We start from the raw sequence: 17,240 nt of genomic DNA, 5'->3' as shown, positions 1-17,240 counted from the left end.
CGTGGGAGGACGTCCTCCTCGGGGTCCGCGGTAAGGACGACTGAGTCAAGGACATGGGCCATCACGTCGCGACCTTCTGGTACCTGGCGACCGACGACCCCGCCGCCCCCATCCGGGCGGGGCATCCGTCGGATCCCGGCTTCGCCCGCCGCCTGCTGTCCCGCCTGTTCCCCACCGTGACCGTGGCGTCGCTGGGCGCGTTCCCGCTCAACCGGTCGGCGTCGGCCGGCCAGGGTGAGATCTACGTGGGTTCCTTCCCCGGACTGACGGTGGTGCAGACGCCCGTCGAGGGCCCGGTCGTGCCGTCGGCCGCGGCGGACACGTGGCTGCGCCTGGTGGAGGCGCCCACCGTCCTGCTGTTCGCGCAGGATCCCGAGGACGGGGTCAGCGGGTTCGCCCGCTGGGAATCGGGGCGCCTGATCCGGGCGTTCGCCGGGGCGGACGACCGGATCGTCGAGGACGAGGGGATGCCGCTGCCGTTCGAGCGCCCGTACTGGGCCGGCGAGTTCCCGCCCGACGGGGCGGACGACAACCCCCTGGCGTTGCCGTTCTCGCCGTCGTCACTTCTCCACGCCGCGCACCGTGACTGGCTCGGCTTCGACCTCGAGCCGGGTGGCCTGGACGTGCCGGTCCACGGTTTCGCCACCGACGGCCGCCGCGAGGTCCGGCAGCACACCCCACCGGCCGGTCCCGCGCTGCACGTGGTGGGGATGCCGGGGCGCGCCGAGCTCCACGCCGCCTCGCGTCGCGCCTCGTCGCGCGCAGCGGAGGGCGGCGCCGACGGGACGGGCGCCGACGGCGGGCGCACGGGGGGTGCGTCCCCGTACGAGGACGACGACTACGAACGCCTGCCCTCCGGCGCCGGCCCGCGTCGGGCCGCGGGCGTCGAGCGCATCCGCGGGCTCGCCGGGCTGGTCGGGGACGCGGTCCGCCGGGGCGTCGACGAGGTGTCCCGCCGAGCGCGCCGCCGCTCGCGGTAGTCGTCGCGCCGGGGATCGGTCGCGCGGGGGGTCAGTCGCGCCGGGCCCGCTCGTAGAACGCGACCGCGGCGGCGGTGGCCACGTTGAGCGAGTCCGTGCCGTCGGTCATGGGGATGGCGGCGCGCACGTCGCAGGCGCGCATGGCGTGCTCGGTCAGGCCCGGTCCCTCGGCACCCAGCACGAACGCGACGTTCTCGGCGTCGACGGCGCGGGACAGGGGGGACTCGGCGGCGGGGGTCAGCGCGATGGTGCGGAAACCGCGCTCGCGGAGGTCGTCGAGGCTCCGCTGCCACGTGGTCGGCGTGCCGGGCAGATGCGCGAACGGCAGCCGCAGGACGTGCCCCATCGACACGCGCACGACCCGCCGGTACAGCGGGTCCCCGGTGGCGGCGCCGAACAGGACCCCGTCCACGCCGAGCGCCGCGCAGTTGCGGAAGATCGCGCCGAGGTTCTCCGGGTCGTTGACGCCCTCGAGCACGACGAGGGTGCGGGCCCCGTCGACGACCTCGTCCGCCGCCAGCGGCCTGGGCCGGTCGGCGGCGGCGAGGATGTCACGGCTCGAGCGGAAGCCGATCACCTCGCTGAGGACGTCCTTGGTGGTGCGCAGGTAGACCGCGTCGCCGGCCCGCTCGTCGGCGTCCCACCCCTCGGCGGTGGCCTCGCGTCGCAGCTGCTGCAGGCGCGAGTCGGTGCCGAGCAGAACGTGGGGCCGGAAGCGGGACAGCAGCATGCGGCCCACCACGTAGGTGCCCTCGGCGATCACCAGTCCCCGACCGCCGGGCAGGTCGGGTCGGCGGTCGGAGTTGTTGAGGTCGCGGAGATCGTCCAGCCGGGGGTCGGCGGGATCGGAGACGTCGACGACGTGCACGGTTCGGTCGCTCCTCCCGCCGGCCGGTCAGGCCAGCGCGTCGGTGATGGGGCCGATCGCGAAGTAGAGGACGAACGCTGCCGCGACGATCCAGAGGATCGGGTGCACGGTGCGGGCCTTGCCGGTCGCGGTCGCCATGACGACCCACGCGATGAAGCCGATGCCGATGCCGTTGGCGATCGAGTAGGTGAACGGCATCGCCACGATCGTGAGGAACGCGGGCAGGGCGATGGAGAAGTCGCTGAGGTCGATCTGCTTGATCTGGGCGATCATCAGCGCGCCCACGATCACGAGGGCGGGGGCGGCGGCCTCCACCGGGACCACCTCGTAGAGCGGGGTGAAGAACATCGCGAGCAGGAACAGCACGCCGGTGACGACGTTGGCCAGGCCGGTGCGCGCGCCCTCGGCGATGCCGGAGGCCGACTCGAGGAAGACCGTGTTCGACGACGACGAGGTCAGACCGCCGGCGACGGCGCCGAATCCCTCGACCACGAGGGCGCTCTTCATGCTGGGCAGGTTGCCCTTGTCGTCCATGAGCTCGGCCTCCTTGCCGAGGCCGGTGAACGTGCCCATGGCGTCGAAGAAGTTGGCGAGCAGCAGGGTGAAGACGAACAGTCCGGCGGCCAGCGGGCCGATGCGGGTGAACGCGCCGATGAGGTCGACGTTGCCGATGAGCGAGAGGTTGGGGATGCCGCCCAGGGAGTCCGGGATGACCGGCACCGCGAGGCTCCAGCCGGTGGGATTGGGCTCGCCGTCGACGACGGACGGACCGGCGTTCGCGAAGCCCTCGACGATGACCGCGAACACCGCGGTGACGACGATGCCGATGAACAGACCGCCGCGGATCTTCCGGGCGACGAGGACTCCGCAGAGGAGGAGGCCGACGACGAAGACGAAGGTCGGCCAGGACGCGATGGAGCCGCCGATACCGAGGCCGACCGGGACGGTGGTGTTGGCGGCGTCCGGCAGGCGGCGCACGAACCCGGAGTCGACCACGCCGACCATGGCGATGAACAGGCCGATACCGACCGCGATCGCGGCCTTGAGGTCGGCGGGGACCGCGTTGAACACGGCGGTGCGGAACCCGGTGATCGCGAGGATCACGATGATGACGCCCTCGATGACGATGAGACCCATGGCCTCGGCCCAGGTCACCTGCTGGGCGATCGTCACCGCGACGAGCGAGTTGATGCCGAGGCCTGTCGCGAACGCGAACGGGTACCGCGCGATGGCGCCGAACGCGATGGTCATCACGCCGGCCGTGAAGGCGGTGACGGCGGCGATCTCGACGATCGACAGCTGGTTGCCCTCGACATCCACACCCGAGCCGAGGATCAGCGGGTTGAGGATGATGATGTAGGCCATCGCGAAGAAGCTGACGAGCCCGCCGCGGACCTCACGCGCGACGGTGGAGCCCCGCTCGCTGATCTTGAAGTAGCGGTCGACCGCCCCGATCCCGGCGGGGGGCTGCGACGCGGCCCCGGTGCTCTGCGACATCTGGCGACCTTCCTGGCTATGGGTGGGGGACCGTCATAGAGTAACCGGCCACGTACCTGCGGTAGCGTCGCGGGCATGACGGATGAGGCGAAGGACACGCGGGTACCGCCGATCCCGACCTACTTGTTGGACCCGCGTCCCGTGGTGATCCTCGGGACGCTGGCGTGGACCCTGGCCCTGCTGGCCCACACGCTCATGACCGACGTCGACATGCGCACCGTGGTGCTGTGCGCGGTGGGGATCGGTGTCGGCGCGGTCGGCTCGCTCGTCTACGCGCTGCAGCGGCGCGCGGTCCTGCGGGGCAGCGCGGGTGCCCAGCGAGGGCTGGACTTCGACCGCGACTGAGCGGCGCTAGGCCTCGTCCGCGGGCGTCGACCCCTCGGCCCCCGACGCGGTCTCTCCGGTCCCGGCCTCCCCGGCCGAGGTGTCCCCCGCTGAGCGGGCGCGGGCCGAGGCGGCGAGCTGCTGCGGCAGGACCACCACGTCGACGGCCGCGTCGTCGTACGCCTCGGGTACCGGCGGCGTCGTGTCCTTCGGCACCTCGGTCTCGCTGTGCGCGCCACAGCCGTACTCGAGGTGCACGGTCTGACCGTCCGCGGAGTACTCGTTGGCGCAGATCCCGAACATCGTGCCGAGCGAGCCGGCGAGGGGGACCAGGAACCCGCACGTGCCGCAGTGGTGTTTGGCGCTGCGGGCGATCTCGGTGTCGGGCCCCCGCTCGGCGGTCCAACGTTCGGCGGCGGCCGACCGGCCCTGCCGGCTCAGGTGGCGCGGACGTCCGAGTCCGATGGGACCGGCGGCCTCGTCGAGCGCCTCGTCTCCACTGGAGACGTACCCGGGGACGAGCCGCTCGTCGTCCTCCGCGGGTGGCAACAGATCGCCCGCGCCGAGGTCCCCGGGCCGGATCCGCTTCTCCCACGGCACCCACTCGGGCGCGACCAGCGCGTCGTCCCCTGGCAGCAGCGCGATCTCGTCGACCGTCACCTCACCGCCCGGGACGAGGGCGAGCACGCAGGCCCAGTACCACCCGCGGTACCCGGGCAATTCGGAGGCGAAACGGTGCGTGGTGGTGTACGCGGCCTCGACGGTGGTCCCGAGGTGCTCGCCCACGCCGGTGATGGCGAACTCCTCGGTCGCCGCCCGCGCCACGTCCACGGCCGAGGCCAGCCGCTCACGCAGCTCGGAGTCGAAGCCCGATTCCTCATCGGTGCCCGCGACGGTCGCCCCCTGATCCGTGCCTACCTCGGTGTTCACGTCCCCCATTATGCGCATCATCGCGGGGAGGGCGCGGTCCGGCCCGTCGTGCGGCATCCTTGGGGGCATGAGCAGTGTCCGCCGCCCGGTCGGCCCCCTCGTCGTGTCCCTGAGCCTGATCGCCGCGCTGACGGCGTGCTCGACCGGGGACGGGAGCGAACCGAGCCCCACCACTGCGGCCGGGACCTCGCTGGCGTCCTCCAGCGCGCCCGCCGGTTCGTCGTCCACCGGGTCCACCGCCCCGCGCGTCCCGGTCGGCCCGTCGGAGCCGCAGCCGGTCCGCGGTTCGGTCGAGGTCATGCGCACGCTGGAGCACGATCCCGCCCTGTTCACCCAGGGCCTGCAGGTGGTCGGCGACGAGGTCTACGAGTCGACGGGCCGGTACGGCGACTCGGTGGTGCAGCGTCGGCCGCTCGAGGGTGGGGACGCGGTGACCGTGGAGATGGCGGACGACGAGTTCGGCGAGGGCCTGGCCGTCACCCCCGACACGCTGTGGACGCTGACGTGGAGGAAGGGGGTCGCCCACAACCGTGACCCGCAGACCCTCGAGGTCCGGTCCGAGGCCACGTACCAGGGCGAGGGCTGGGGCCTGTGCTTCGACGGCTCCGGGCTGGTGATGAGCGACGGCTCCGACACGCTGACCTTCCGGGACCCTGCCACGTTCGAACCGGTCGGCACCGTCGCCGTCACCTCGGGCGGCACGCCGGTGCCCCGGCTCAACGAGTTGGAGTGTGTGGACGGCGACGTCCTGGCGAACGTGTGGATGACCGACGAGATCATCCGGATCGATCCCGCCACCGGCGAGGTCACCGCCATCTACGACGCCGCGCAGCTCGGCCGGCCCCGGCCGGCCGACCCGGACGCCGTGCTCAACGGGATCGCGTCGCTGCCGGGCTCGGAGAGCCTCCTGGTCACCGGGAAGCTGTGGCCGCAGATGTACGAGGTGCGACTCGTTGGGTGAGCGCCCCCGGGGACCAGCACGGCGGGCCGCCGCCTCCACCGGGCGGGGGGTGCGCCGGATCTTCCACGCCGACGGTGCGGACCGCTCGGGGCTGGCGCCGCTGAGCTACGTCACCATCGCGAACTTCGCGTGTGACGCCATCCTCGCGGTAGCCCTCGCCAACACCCTGTTCTTCTCGGCGGCGACCGCGGAGTCACGCGGCAACGTCGCGCTGTACCTGCTGGTGACGGTCGCCCCGTTCGCGCTGATCGCGCCCGTCATCGGCCCTGCCCTCGACCGCCTGCGCAGTGGCCGTCGGCTCACCGTCTCGCTGACGTTCACCCTGCGTGCGGTGCTCGCGGTGATCCTCGGCCTGAACTTCGACACATGGCTGCTCTATCCGCTCGCCCTGGGCATGCTCGTGCTGTCCAAGACGTTCGGCGTGGTCAAGGCCTCCATCACCCCGCACGTGCTGCCACCGGCGCTGGACCTGGTCCGGACCAACTCCCGCCTGACGGTGCTGGGACACGTCGGCGGCAGCGTCGTCGCCGGGGCCGCCGCCGGCGCCGTGGCATGGATCTGGGACTCCCCCACCGCGCTATGGCTGCTCGCCGCGGTCGCCCTCGTGGCGGCCTACGTGTCCATGACGATCCCCGCGCACGCCGAGGCGTCGGAGGACGATGAATCCGCCACCCTGTGGTCGGGACACGGGGGTTCGGTGGGACGTGGCCTGCGCGCCGTGCTCACCCGGCCGCTCGGCAGGAACGTCCTGGCGAATCTCTGGGCGGTCTCGCTGGTGCGGTTCATGACGGGATTCCTCACCCTGTATCTGGCCTTCGTCGCCAAGGCGCAGGAGGACGCGTCCGCCCTCGAACAGGCGGGCCTGCTCGCGATCGCCGGCGCGGCCGGCGGGTTGGGCACCTTCGCCGGCAACGCGGTCGGCGCCCGACTGCCGCTGGGGCGCCCGGGCCGGATCACGAGCACGGCGGCGGGGGCGGCGCTGGCCACGGCCGTCGTCGCGGCATTCCTCGGCACGCTCTGGGGCGCGGCCGTCCTGGCGCTGGTGGCCGCCGTGTGCAGCGCACTGGGCAAGGTGGCGCTGGACGCGTCCATCCAGACCGACATCCCCGACGCCGCCCGCTCGTCGGCGTTCGGTCGGTCCGAGACCGCGTTGCAGCTGGCGTGGGTCGCGGGCGGGGCGTTGGGCGTGCTGTTGCCGCCCGACTTCACGATCGGGTTCTCGATGATCGCCTCGGTCGGCGCCCTGCTGTTCGCGCAGTCACTGCTCACCGCTCGCGGCTCCACCCTCGTCCCCGGCCTGGGCGGCGACCGGCCGCGGTTCCCGGGCGGGCCCCGTGACCCGGGTGCGCTCGGCGGCCACCTGCTCGGCAGAATGAAGGGGTGAGTTCCCTGAGTGATGCCCCGTCGACCGGCCCCCGCGTCCGCCCGATCACCTGGGCGATCCTGGCGTGGATGATCATCATGATCGCGGCGATCGTCGGCGCGTGGCAGGGGTCGGAGTCCCGCTACGGGGCGCTGCCCGAGATCACCGTCGCCACCGACCGCGGGCAGGAGAAGGTCCTCCCGTTCACCGCGACCGACCTGGACGGCAACACGTACACCAACCCGGTCGGCGAATTCCACGTGCAGGACGAGCACACGTTGACGGTCCGGCTACCCGGCGAGCTGCGGTCCGCGACGATGGACGTCTACGAGGTCCGCGCCGACGGGGTGCGCGACTACACGGTCGAGGCGGACGGACCCGGCCAGCTCCTCGTGCCCGTGACCACCCCGGAGGAGGGCCGGATCGAGGGCCTGGCCATCCGGGCGGTGGCGATCGTCTACGCGGCGGACGGCTCGGAGTCGATCCTCAACGGCGAGTGGTCGGTCGGCTTCACCTACGAGGACTGACCCACCGAACGTACTGGAGCCGGGCCCTCGCCCCGGCCCTGCGCCGTGACGGGATCAGGCGTCCAGCTCGCGCGCTACCGCGCGCAGGACCGAGGCAACCCGGCTCGAGATCTTGTGGTCCGGTCGGTGACCGCGCCGCAACTCCGGCTGGACGGTCGACTCGAGCACCTTGATCATGTCCTCGACCATCCCGTGCAGCTCATCGGGCGAGCGCCTGGGCCCGCCGCGCGGGGCGCGCTCCTCGGCGACGGTCGGCTCGTCGTGGATCACCACGCGCAGCGCCTGCGGACCGCGGCGGCCGGAGACCATGTCGAACTCCACACGCTGACGGGGGCGCAGGGTCTCCACGCCGGCGGGGAGCGCGTCCGCGCGTACGTAGACGTCCTCGCCGCCCTCCTGGGACAGGAAGCCGAACCCCTTCTCCGCGTCGTACCACTTGACCTTGCCGCTGGGCACCGCGAACCACCTTCCGTCCCGGGCGCGCACGGGCGCGACCGACAACTCCACTGACGATCAGAGACTACCCTCGTGCGCGTTGGTGACGGCCGCGAGGCGAGCGGTACCCTCCCCTGTGTGACCTCCGACGATCGACGCCCGGCCGACGACCCCTGGACACCCGACGCGTCCGCCTCCGGTGACGCGCACGCGCCCGCGCGGCCACGTCGCCGCGGGCTGTTCGTGGCCGCGCTGATCATCTTCGCGATCGGGGTCGTCTTCACGATCGTCGCCGCGCTGACGCCGTTCGTGCTCGACCGTGACGCGCCGACGATCCTGTACCTCGGCGCGATGTTCTTCACTCCGGTGGGCTTCCTGCTGGGCCTCGCGTACGCCATTCTCGGCTCGCGCCCGCCCAGGGTGTGACCAACTCCACCCTCGTGGTAACGACCCAGGTAACGAGCAGATAACAGCGCGCTATCTCCGCCCGGGCGAGCTTCTTTTATTTCAGAATGGTGACGATCCGGCATCGAACCGCTACTGTTCCGTAGCAGACTCGTCAGCGAGTCGGCATCGGCCGCACCCACCGAACCCCGCCCTGCGGCCGACGCCACTGTGACCATTACCCGGGCGGGGACGGGGGACCCGACAGGGCCCACGACGGGCCCGGCGACCGGAGGTCGCCTTGGGGTGAAGCCGCCGCCGGCGGCCGGACGCACTCGTTTCCGAACCCGACAGCTCACCTCGTAGGCACAGAGTGAAAAGGACTGACGCGTACATGACCTCGTACACCGGACGCCACCGCGCCGCCACCCCCTCCTCCGCGCCCAAGACCGCCGTCAAGGTCGTGCTCGCCGGCACCGCCTTCTCCGCCGCGGGCCTGGCCCTCGCGCCGGCCGCCAACGCCGCGCCCGACTCCGACTGGGACCGTCTGGCCCAGTGTGAGTCCGGCGGCAACTGGGCCATCAACACCGGCAACGGCTACCAGGGCGGTCTGCAGTTCTCGCCGAGCACCTGGGCCGCCTACGGCGGCACGCAGTACGCGCCGACGGCCAACCAGGCCACGCGCGAGCAGCAGATCGCGATCGCCGAGAAGACCCTCGCCGGCCAGGGCTGGGGCGCATGGCCCGCCTGCTCGGCCAAGCTGGGCCTCAACTCGGCGCCCACCCCGCGTGACCTGTCGGCCCCGAAGCCGGCTCCGGCCCCGCGCCCGCACGCTGATACGGCCGCCCCGGCCGCCCCGGCCGAGGTCAGCGCCGCCGATCACGTGGCCACTCTCAAGGCGTTCGCCGAGAGCCGCGGTGTCTTCCTCCCGATCACCGAGGGTTACGAGGCCAACAAGGCCGCCGTCGACGCCGCCTACGCCGGCAACCAGGACCTGGTGGACGGCTTCGTCGCCACCTACCTGGCCAACTGACACCGGCGACACCCGCCGAGCGGTACCCGGGCCACGAGGAAGGGCCGCCACCCCCTACAGGGAGTGGCGGCCCTTCTCGCGTTCCCCGGCGCCGCGCCGGAGGTCGGATCTCAGGCGACCCAGGGCGCGCCGTTGATCTTGGTGTACGGGTGGATGTAACCGAGTCGCTCCTGCGGGAGCGGGAAGGTCTCCTGCCCGAACGGCGACAGGCCTCCCGCGACCAGCGCGGCGAGCTCGGTGACCGGGTGCTCGCCGTACGAGGCGTCGGGCCAACCCGGGTTGTCATAGGTCAGATTCTTCTTGGCAGCCACGCCTGTAGTCTCTCACCTCCGACCCGATTCGGCAGCAGGTGGGTCGGTTCCCACGCGGACCGGTTCTCACGGCCGCCGCGGTCTCACTAGGCTGGGACGGATCATGCCGAGCTCCCGAGCCACCTCCCGCGGCGCCACCTCCCGCGGCGCCGCCTCCCGTGGCGCCACCGCCGACGCGCCGGACTTCCCCGCCTGGCTCGCCGGGTTGTCCGACGACGCCCTCGTGCGCGTGTGCGAGCTGCGCCCGGACGTGGCCACTCCCCCGCCCGCCTCGCTGGACGTGTTGGCCTCGCGCCTGCGCCTGCCGGCGTCCACCGCGCGGGCGGTGGGGACGTTGTCGTGGCCGGAGCTGCTCGTGGCGGCCGCAGCCGCCGCGGTCGGTGCCGATTCCGGGGCCGTACCGCTCGGCGCGGTGACGGGGAGACTGGGTGTCGACGACGACGAGCCCGTCTTCCACGCCGCCGTGGCCCGTCTCCGCGAACTCGCGTTGATCTGGGGCGAGGAGGACTCGGCGCGGATGGTGCCCGTCACGGCGGTGGCGATCCGGTCGGCTCCCGTGGTGGCCCCTCATCCGGGCGAGCCCGCCGGGGCCGATCTCGAGGCGGCGTGGGGCGGCCTGTCCTCGGCTGCGGCGGGGGTCCTCGAGGCCATCGCCCGCGGGCGCATCCCGGCCGGTGCGCTCGGGGCCGGGGCGTCGGAGTCCGTGCGCGCGGCCGCGGTCGAACTCGCCCAGGCGGGGTTGGCGGAGCTCACCGGCGACGACGACGCCGAGCGGGTCGTGCCCCGCGCCCACGCCCTCGACCGGGCGCGCCACGGGGCCCGCGCGGACGGCTCGTCCCTGCTCCACCCACCGGCCTGGGCGACGCCTCGCGCCGGGGCGGGTGCCGGGCGGGCCCGCGAGGTGGACGCCTCCGGCGGCGTGGCGGCCCTCGACCTGCTCCACCGCTGCGACTCGGTGCTGGCGGCGCTCTCGACCGCCCCGGCGGCCACCCTCAAGGCCGGCGGCGTGGGGGTCCGCGAGTTGCGCCGGGTGGCGCGGGCGGCCGCGCTCGAGGAGTCCGAGCTGCCCCTGTTGCTCGAGGTCCTCGCGGCCGCCGGCCTCATCGCGGTCGGCGACGCCGAGGTCGGGGACGTCGACTACGACTCGGTGTGGGCGCCCACCGAGGCCGCGGACGTGTGGTCGGCGCGCGAGCCCGCCCGCCGCTGGGCCGAGCTGGTCGTGGCGTGGTGGTCGATGCCGCGCACCCCGTGGCGCGTCGGCTCCGAGCTCGAGGGCGGCGGGACCCTGCCCGCACTGGGCGAGCCCGTCGGCCCGCCCGGACCGACGGAACGCGGCCGCGTCCTGAAGGCGCTGGCCGCCCTGGACCCCGCGGCCGAACCCGCCGACGCCCTGCTGCCCGAGGTGGTGCGCTGGTCGGCGCCGGTGTGGTTCTCGCGTGCGGGTGCGCGGCCCGTCTCGGAGACCGTCGCCGAGGCGCGACGGATGGGACTCGTCGTCGGGACCGTGGCCACCTCGGCCGCCCGCCACCTGGTCGACGCCACCCACGGCGCGGGGGTCTCCGGCGCGGGTGTCTCCGGGGGTTCCGGCGGCGCGGTCGTCGAGGACCTGGAACCGATCCTCACCGCCGCGTTGCCCGCCCCGGTGTCGGAGGTCATCGTCCAGGCGGACCTGACGATCCTCGCCCCCGGCCCGCTGACCCCGGAGCTGGCGGCGGAGTTCGCCCTCCTCGCCGACGTCGAGTCCGCCGGCGCCGCCACCACCTACCGCGTCACCGAGACGTCCCTGCGCCGCGCGCTCGACGCCGGACGCACGGCCGCGGGCATCCGCGAGATGCTCGCCCGCACGTCCGTCACCCCTGTCCCGCAGTCGCTGGACTACCTGATCGAGGACGTCGCCCGCCGCCACGGTCGCCTGCGGGTGGGCACCGCCCTGTCGTTCATCCGCTGCGACGATCCGTCCCTCGTCGCGCAGGTCCTCGGCTCGCCGGTGGCGGAGAGCGCCGCGCTGCGCTCGGTGGCGCCCACCGTCCTGGTCTCCCAGGCCCGACCGCTCGACCTGGTCGAGGCGCTGCGCGCGCACGGGTTCGCCCCCGTCGTGGAGGACACCTCCGGAGCGGTCGTCGCGCTGTCCCGGCCGGCCGCCCGCGTCCGCGAGTCCCGCACCACCCGGGCGCCCCGCGTCCCGACCCGCGCGCCCACCACCTCCGAACTGCGGGCAGCGGTCGCGGCGATGCGCTCCGCGGACCGCGTGCGCTCGGCGCGCGGTACCTCCGCGGGCGCGTACACGGGCGAGGCCGCCATCGCCCGCCTGCACGAGGCCGCGGGCACCGGCACGGCCGTCACCGTCTCCGTGGTCGACGCCGCGGGCCGCTCCTCCGCCCGGCTGGTCGTCCCCGCCTCCGTCGGCGGCGGCCGGATCGAGGGCATCGAGCCGGACTCGGCCGAGCCGGTCGTCCTGCCGCTGCACCGGGTGATCTCCGTCTCCGACGTCGAACCCACGCGCTGACGCGGATTTCTGGACAATGGAGGGTCGGGCCCACGCGGGCCCGGCGAGAGACCCGAGGAGGCCCGAAGTGAGCGGTGGACCGCTGATCGTCCAGTCGGACAAGACAGTGCTGCTGGAGATCGACCACGAGCAGGCCGCCGACGCCCGACAGGCGCTGGCCCCCTTCGCCGAACTCGAGCGCGCGCCCGAGCACGTCCACACCTACCGGATCACCCCGCTGGCCCTGTGGAACGCCCGGGCCGCCGGACACGACGCCGAGCAGGTGGTCGACGTCCTGGTCTCCTACTCCCGCTTCCCCGTGCCGCAACCGCTGCTCGTGGACATCGCCGAGACCATGGCGCGCTACGGCCGGCTGCAGCTGGTCAAGAGCCCGGTGCACGGCCTGACGCTCGTCTCCCTCGACTCCGCCGTGCTCGCCGAGGTCAAGCGGCACAAGAAGATCGCCCCCATGCTCGGCGCCGACATCGACGCGGACACGGTGATCGTGCACCCCTCCGAGCGCGGTCGGCTCAAGCAGGAGCTGCTCAAGGTGGGCTGGCCCGCCGAGGACCTCGCCGGCTACGTGGACGGCGAGGCCCACGAGATCGCGCTGTCCACCGAGGAGGAGCAGTGGGAGCTGCGCGACTACCAGCAGATGGCCGCCGACTCGTTCTGGGCGGGCGGCTCCGGCGTGGTCGTGCTGCCCTGCGGCGCCGGCAAGACGATGGTCGGCGCGGCCGCGATGGCCAAGGCCAAGGCCACCACGCTCATCCTGGTGACCAACACCGTCGCCGGGCGCCAGTGGAAGCGGGAACTGCTGGCCCGCACCACCCTCACCGAGGACGAGATCGGCGAGTACTCCGGTGAGCGCAAGGAGATCCGGCCCGTCACCATCGCCACATACCAGGTGGTCACGCGCAAGACCAAGGGCGTGCACCGGGCGCTGGAGCTGTTCGACTCCCGCGACTGGGGCCTGATGATCTACGACGAGGTCCACCTGCTGCCCGCGCCCGTGTTCCGCATGACCGCCGACCTGCAGTCGCGCCGCCGCCTCGGCCTGACCGCGACGCTCGTGCGCGAGGACGGCCGCGAGGGCGACGTGTTCTCCCTCATCGGGCCCAAGCGCTACGACGCCCCGTGGAAGGACATCGAGGCGCAGGGGTGGATCGCGCCCGCCGACTGCATCGAGGTGCGCGTGACGCTCACCGAGAACGAGCGGATGCTGTACGCGACCGCCGAGGCCGAGGACAAGTACAAGCTGTGCTCGACCGCCCGCACCAAGATCCCGGTGGTCAGGAAGATCCTCGCGCGCCATGCCGGCGCCCCCACCCTGGTGATCGGCGCCTACCTCGACCAGCTCGAGGAGCTCGGCGCCGAACTGGACGCGCCCGTCATCCAGGGGTCGACCTCCAACAAGGAGCGCGAGAAACTGTTCGACCAGTTCCGCAACGGTGAGATCTCCAAGCTCGTGGTGTCCAAGGTCGCCAACTTCTCGATCGACCTGCCCGAGGCCAGCGTCGCGGTGCAGGTGTCGGGCACGTTCGGCTCGCGTCAGGAGGAGGCGCAGCGGCTCGGTCGACTGCTGCGGCCCAAGCACGACGGCGGGCAGGCGCACTTCTACTCGGTCGTCGCCCGCGACACCCTCGACGCCGAGTACGCCGCGCACCGCCAGCGGTTCCTCGCCGAGCAGGGGTACGCGTACCGGATCGTCGACGCCGACGACCTGCTCGGCCCGCCCATCCCCGAGGTCGGCTGACGCCCGCGGCGGTCACCCGCGGGCCCGGCCGTCGCCGGTGCTGGGATACTGGGCGCCATGGCCGCCGATCGCTCCCCACGCAACCCGCACGAGCAGTACCGACTCGCCGACATCCCCGTCGACGACGCCTGGGTCCGCAAGAACAACGAGAGCCTCGCCGAGGTGCGTCGCCTGCAGTGGTCGGCGGGCATCCTCGGCGTCATCGTGCTCGCCGCCGGCATCGGCATGCTCGTCTACGCGGAGTTCGCGGCGTGGGGCTGGATCATCGCGGTGGTGGCCGGCGCGTTCGCGATCGGCTGCCTCGCGATGGTCGGCTACATCCCCCGCAAGATGGGGTCGATGCAGCACACCTACTCCACCTCTGAGCTCGTCCCGGCCGTCATCGCCGAGGTGCGCCCGCGCGGCGTGACCCTGCTGGCGTTGGTCGACCGGGCCGTCGACCGGTCCGCCGGCAAGCTGCCCGCCCTCGTGGCCCGCAACTGCGGACCGATCCCGGGCCACGAGTCGAGGGTCGGCGAGCGCGTGCCCTGCGTCGCCGTGGTGGGCAACCGGAGCGCCCGCGGCCGCGACAACCTCTACCAGTTCATCTCCCCCATGCCCGTCGCGTGGGCCACCTCCGACAAGGCGGCGCTGCGCCGGCTGGAGAAGGAGATCCCCTCGGGTGAGTGGGAGCGGCTGCGGCAGAACATCGACCGCGTCACCGAGGTCCAGGCCGTGCCGACGAGCCTGCTCCCCCTCGACTGAGGGTCTCACCGCACCCGCCGGCACACGCCGCAGCCGCCCGCCGACCGGCCCCTCACCCGGCCCCGGGACCGATGTGAAGTAAGCGTCACGGGACCGTGACCCGACGCCACAGCGCCGCAACACCTCCTTCCTAGCCTGATCCGCACAGGCACGCCAAGGAGGTCCAGGAATGACTGAGCACATCGTCGTCGTCGGGCACGGGATGGTCTCCCACCGCTTCGTCTCCACCCTCGGCTCGCGGTACGCCGACGCCGACGTGGCCGTCACGGTGATCGGCGAGGAACCCGATCCCGCCTACGACCGCGTCGGACTGTCCGCCTACGTCGGCGCGTGGGAGCGCGACGCCCTGCACCTCGACGACGCGCGGCACTCCGCCGACCCCCGCGTCACCGTGCGGTCCGGCCGGCTCGTCACCGCGATCGACACCGCCGCCCGGCGCGTGGAGCTCGACTCCGGCGAGCACGTCGACTACGACACCCTGGTCCTGGCGACCGGCTCGCGCGCGTTCGTCCCGCCCGTCCCCGGCCACGACCTGCCCGGCTGCCACGTCTACCGCACGCTCGACGACCTCGACGCGATCCGCGCGGCCGCCGAGCGGGCCGGGGCGGGCGCGCACGGCGTGGTGATCGGCGGCGGGCTGCTGGGCATCGAGGCCGCCAACGCGCTGAGCCTGCTCGGCCTGGTCCCGCACGTCGTGGAGCGCAACGACCGGCTCATGCCCGTCCAGGTCGACGGCCGCGGCGGCGCCCTGCTGTGCGACCTCATCCGCGACCGCGGCATCGACGTGCACCTCAGCGTGACCGACACGGCCATCGAGGAGAGCGCCGCCGCCGGGCTCCGCGTCGCCCTGTCCTCCGACGACGGCGAGACGGATGTCGTCGACGCGGCCCTCGTCGTGTTCTCCGTCGGAGTCCGGCCCCGTGACGAGCTCGCCCGCGCGGCGGGGATCGCCGTGGCCGAGCGCGGCGGCGTGCTGACCGACCGGGCCTGCCGCACGTCGGACCCGCACGTCTACGCGATCGGCGAGTGCGCGGCCATCGAGGGCACCTGCTACGGCCTGGTCGGCCCCGGATACACCTCCGCCGAGGTCGCGGCCGGGCAGATCACCGGCGACGCCGGCACCGAGTTCACCGGGGCCGACCTCGCCACCAAGCTCAAGCTCATGGGCGTCGACGTGGCCAGCTTCGGCGACGCCCACGGGCGTACGCCCGACTGCCTCGAGGTGGTGGTGGATGACCCGGTCGCCCGCACCTACAGCAAACTCGTCCTCAGCGACGACGCCCTGACCCTGCTCGGCGGCGTGTTCGTCGGCGACGCGGGCCCCTACCAACTGCTCAAGCCGCTGCTGGGCCGCACCTTGCCGTCGTCCAATCCCCTGTCCCTCATCACCCCGGGCGCGGCGGCCGACTCCGGCGTCGGCGTGGACTCACTTCCCGACGACGCGCAGATCTGCTCGTGCAACGCCGTCACCAAGGGCGACCTGCGCGAGGCCATCTGCGGCGGCGCGTGCGACGTGCCCGCCCTCAAGGCGTGCACCCGGGCCGGCACCTCGTGCGGCTCGTGCCTTCCGCTCATGCGTCAGGTCCTCGAGGCCGAGGGCGTCGAGCAGTCCACCGCGCTGTGCGAGCACTTCGACCAGTCCCGCTCGGAACTGTTCGAGATCGTCACCGTCACCGGCATCCGCACGTTCTCCGGCCTGATCGGGCGCTTCGGGCGCGGGATAGGCTGCGACATCTGCAAGCCGACGGTCGCGTCGATCCTCGCCTCGACCAGCTCGGACCACGTCCTCGACGGCGAGCAGGCGGCGCTGCAGGACACCAACGACCACTTCCTGGCCAACATCCAGAAGAACGGCACCTACTCGGTGGTGCCGCGGATGCCCGGCGGCGAGGTGACGGCCGAGCAGCTCATCGTGATCGGCGAGATCGCCCGCGACCACGACCTGTACGTCAAGGTCACCGGCGGCCAGCGCATCGACCTGTTCGGCGCGCGCGTCGAGGAGCTCCCCGCCATCTGGCGGCGGCTGGTGGACGCGGGCATGGAGTCCGGCCACGCGTACGGCAAGTCGCTGCGCACGGTCAAGAGCTGCGTGGGCACCTCCTGGTGCCGGTACGGACAGCAGGACTCGGTCGCGATGGCGGTGCTGCTGGAGACCCGCTACCGCGGGCTGCGGGCGCCGCACAAGATCAAGATGGCCGTGTCCGGGTGTGCGCGCGAGTGCGCGGAGGCCCGGGGCAAGGACGTCGGCGTGATCGCCACCGAGAACGGCTGGAACCTCTACGTGGGCGGCAACGGCGGCGCGACCCCGCGGCACGCCCAGCTGCTGGCCGGCGACCTCACCGACGACCAGCTCATCCGCTACATCGACCGCACGGTGATGTTCTACGTCCGCACCGCCGAGCGGTTGCAGCGCATGGCGCCGTGGCTCGAGGCGCTCGAGGGCGGGCTCGACCACCTGCGGGAGGTCGTGTGCGACGACTCGCTCGGCCTGGCCGCCGAGCTCGAGGAACGCATGGAGGCGCACGTCGCCGGCTACGTGGACGAGTGGGCGGCCGTGCTCGACGATCCCGACAAGCTCGCCCGGTTCGTCTCGTTCGTCAACGCCCCCGAGGCGCCGGACCCCACCGTGCAGTTCGAGCAGC

The 17,240-nt window shown here is 73.0% G+C and carries 16 protein-coding genes and 1 riboswitch; of the genes, 11 read left to right on the top strand and 5 right to left on the bottom strand.

From position 1 onward, the window contains the following. Positions 1-53: 53 nt before the first annotated feature. Entirely contained in the window at positions 54-980 is a 927-nt protein-coding gene (locus KHA85_RS14245; RefSeq protein WP_213186306.1) for a DUF6928 family protein, read from the top strand. Between the two features lie 31 nt (positions 981-1,011). Here the strand turns inward: KHA85_RS14245 and KHA85_RS14240 are convergent, their stop codons facing one another. Further along, positions 1,012-1,848 carry a TrmH family RNA methyltransferase gene (locus KHA85_RS14240; RefSeq protein WP_213186305.1) on the bottom strand — a complete coding sequence of 279 codons (837 nt, stop codon included), beginning with the start codon at positions 1,846-1,848 and terminating at the stop codon, positions 1,012-1,014. A gap of 27 nt (positions 1,849-1,875) precedes the next feature. After that, positions 1,876-3,345, bottom strand: a complete 1,470-nt coding sequence (locus KHA85_RS14235) for an NCS2 family permease (RefSeq protein ID WP_213186304.1) — start codon at positions 3,343-3,345, stop codon at positions 1,876-1,878. A 75-nt stretch (positions 3,346-3,420) separates the two neighbouring features. Here KHA85_RS14235 and KHA85_RS14230 point away from each other — a divergent pair, with 75 nt between their 5' ends. Next, entirely contained in the window at positions 3,421-3,690 is a 270-nt protein-coding gene (locus KHA85_RS14230) for a DUF2530 domain-containing protein (RefSeq protein ID WP_061229327.1), read from the top strand. Between the two features lie 6 nt (positions 3,691-3,696). Here the strand turns inward: KHA85_RS14230 and KHA85_RS14225 are convergent, their stop codons facing one another. Then, positions 3,697-4,608, bottom strand: a complete 912-nt coding sequence (locus tag KHA85_RS14225; protein ID WP_213186303.1) for a DUF3027 domain-containing protein — start codon at positions 4,606-4,608, stop codon at positions 3,697-3,699. 58 nt (positions 4,609-4,666) lie between these two features. Here KHA85_RS14225 and KHA85_RS14220 point away from each other — a divergent pair, with 58 nt between their 5' ends. Genes KHA85_RS14220 through KHA85_RS14210 form a run of 3 tightly spaced genes read left to right on the top strand, consistent with a single transcriptional unit; the run spans position 4,667 to position 7,450 of the window. After that, positions 4,667-5,560, top strand: a complete 894-nt coding sequence (locus tag KHA85_RS14220; protein ID WP_063974210.1) for a glutaminyl-peptide cyclotransferase — start codon at positions 4,667-4,669, stop codon at positions 5,558-5,560. Continuing rightward, positions 5,553-6,944 carry an MFS transporter gene (locus tag KHA85_RS14215; RefSeq protein ID WP_063974137.1) on the top strand — a complete coding sequence of 464 codons (1,392 nt, stop codon included), beginning with the start codon at positions 5,553-5,555 and terminating at the stop codon, positions 6,942-6,944. Before KHA85_RS14220 ends, KHA85_RS14215 begins: the two co-directional genes overlap by 8 nt. Beyond that, the gene (locus KHA85_RS14210; protein ID WP_007626815.1) at positions 6,941-7,450 is read left to right on the top strand and encodes a DUF2771 family protein; all 510 of its coding nucleotides are present in this window, start codon (positions 6,941-6,943) and stop codon (positions 7,448-7,450) included. The genes KHA85_RS14215 and KHA85_RS14210 overlap by 4 nt, the downstream gene beginning before the upstream one ends. A 54-nt stretch (positions 7,451-7,504) precedes the next feature. Here the strand turns inward: KHA85_RS14210 and KHA85_RS18340 are convergent, their stop codons facing one another. Continuing rightward, positions 7,505-7,906 carry a cold-shock protein gene (locus KHA85_RS18340; protein ID WP_213186307.1) on the bottom strand — a complete coding sequence of 134 codons (402 nt, stop codon included), beginning with the start codon at positions 7,904-7,906 and terminating at the stop codon, positions 7,505-7,507. 117 nt (positions 7,907-8,023) lie between these two features. Here KHA85_RS18340 and KHA85_RS14200 point away from each other — a divergent pair, with 117 nt between their 5' ends. Continuing rightward, entirely contained in the window at positions 8,024-8,311 is a 288-nt protein-coding gene (locus KHA85_RS14200) for a hypothetical protein (protein ID WP_007626818.1), read from the top strand. A 181-nt stretch (positions 8,312-8,492) separates the two neighbouring features. Next, positions 8,493-8,652: riboswitch (cyclic di-AMP (ydaO/yuaA leader) on the top strand. Positions 8,653-8,663: 11 nt separating this feature from the next. Next, positions 8,664-9,302: a transglycosylase family protein gene (locus KHA85_RS14195; protein ID WP_007626820.1), complete on the top strand. Its 639-nt coding sequence runs from the start codon at positions 8,664-8,666 to the stop codon at positions 9,300-9,302. Between the two features lie 110 nt (positions 9,303-9,412). Here the strand turns inward: KHA85_RS14195 and KHA85_RS14190 are convergent, their stop codons facing one another. Then, complete coding sequence (locus tag KHA85_RS14190) at positions 9,413-9,613, bottom strand: hypothetical protein (RefSeq protein ID WP_007626822.1); 201 nt, start codon at positions 9,611-9,613, stop codon at positions 9,413-9,415. 103 nt (positions 9,614-9,716) lie between these two features. Between KHA85_RS14190 and KHA85_RS14185 the strand changes: the two genes are divergently transcribed. From KHA85_RS14185 to nirB, 4 genes are all read left to right on the top strand, one after another. Then, on the top strand, positions 9,717-12,119 hold the full coding sequence (locus KHA85_RS14185; RefSeq protein ID WP_213186302.1) for a helicase-associated domain-containing protein: 2,403 nt from the start codon (positions 9,717-9,719) through the stop codon (positions 12,117-12,119). A 67-nt stretch (positions 12,120-12,186) separates the two neighbouring features. Then, the gene (locus KHA85_RS14180; RefSeq protein ID WP_213186301.1) at positions 12,187-13,854 is read left to right on the top strand and encodes a DNA repair helicase XPB; all 1,668 of its coding nucleotides are present in this window, start codon (positions 12,187-12,189) and stop codon (positions 13,852-13,854) included. 57 nt (positions 13,855-13,911) lie between these two features. After that, on the top strand, positions 13,912-14,598 hold the full coding sequence (locus KHA85_RS14175) for a DUF3239 domain-containing protein (RefSeq protein ID WP_063974134.1): 687 nt from the start codon (positions 13,912-13,914) through the stop codon (positions 14,596-14,598). A gap of 169 nt (positions 14,599-14,767) precedes the next feature. Further along, positions 14,768-17,240: nitrite reductase large subunit NirB (nirB, locus tag KHA85_RS14170; protein WP_213186300.1), on the top strand; the 2,473-nt coding region annotated here is incomplete at its 3' end.

Origin of the sequence: Dietzia massiliensis (assembly GCF_018390595.1) — a bacterium.
Classification (GTDB): Bacteria; Actinomycetota; Actinomycetes; order Mycobacteriales; family Mycobacteriaceae; genus Dietzia; species Dietzia massiliensis.
The sequence above is the reverse complement of the archived record's forward strand: the minus strand, read 5'-3'. Positions and strand labels throughout refer to the sequence as shown.

Coding starts and splice junctions, on each gene's coding strand:
- KHA85_RS14225 (WP_213186303.1), bottom strand. CDS start 4,608: ATGGGGGACGTGAACACCGAGGTAGGCACGGATCAGGGGGCGACCGTC.
- KHA85_RS14245 (WP_213186306.1), top strand. CDS start 54: ATGGGCCATCACGTCGCGACCTTCTGGTACCTGGCGACCGACGACCCC.
- KHA85_RS14230 (WP_061229327.1), top strand. CDS start 3,421: ATGACGGATGAGGCGAAGGACACGCGGGTACCGCCGATCCCGACCTAC.
- KHA85_RS14195 (WP_007626820.1), top strand. CDS start 8,664: ATGACCTCGTACACCGGACGCCACCGCGCCGCCACCCCCTCCTCCGCG.
- KHA85_RS14185 (WP_213186302.1), top strand. CDS start 9,717: ATGCCGAGCTCCCGAGCCACCTCCCGCGGCGCCACCTCCCGCGGCGCC.
- KHA85_RS14220 (WP_063974210.1), top strand. CDS start 4,667: ATGAGCAGTGTCCGCCGCCCGGTCGGCCCCCTCGTCGTGTCCCTGAGC.
- KHA85_RS14175 (WP_063974134.1), top strand. CDS start 13,912: ATGGCCGCCGATCGCTCCCCACGCAACCCGCACGAGCAGTACCGACTC.
- KHA85_RS14235 (WP_213186304.1), bottom strand. CDS start 3,345: ATGTCGCAGAGCACCGGGGCCGCGTCGCAGCCCCCCGCCGGGATCGGG.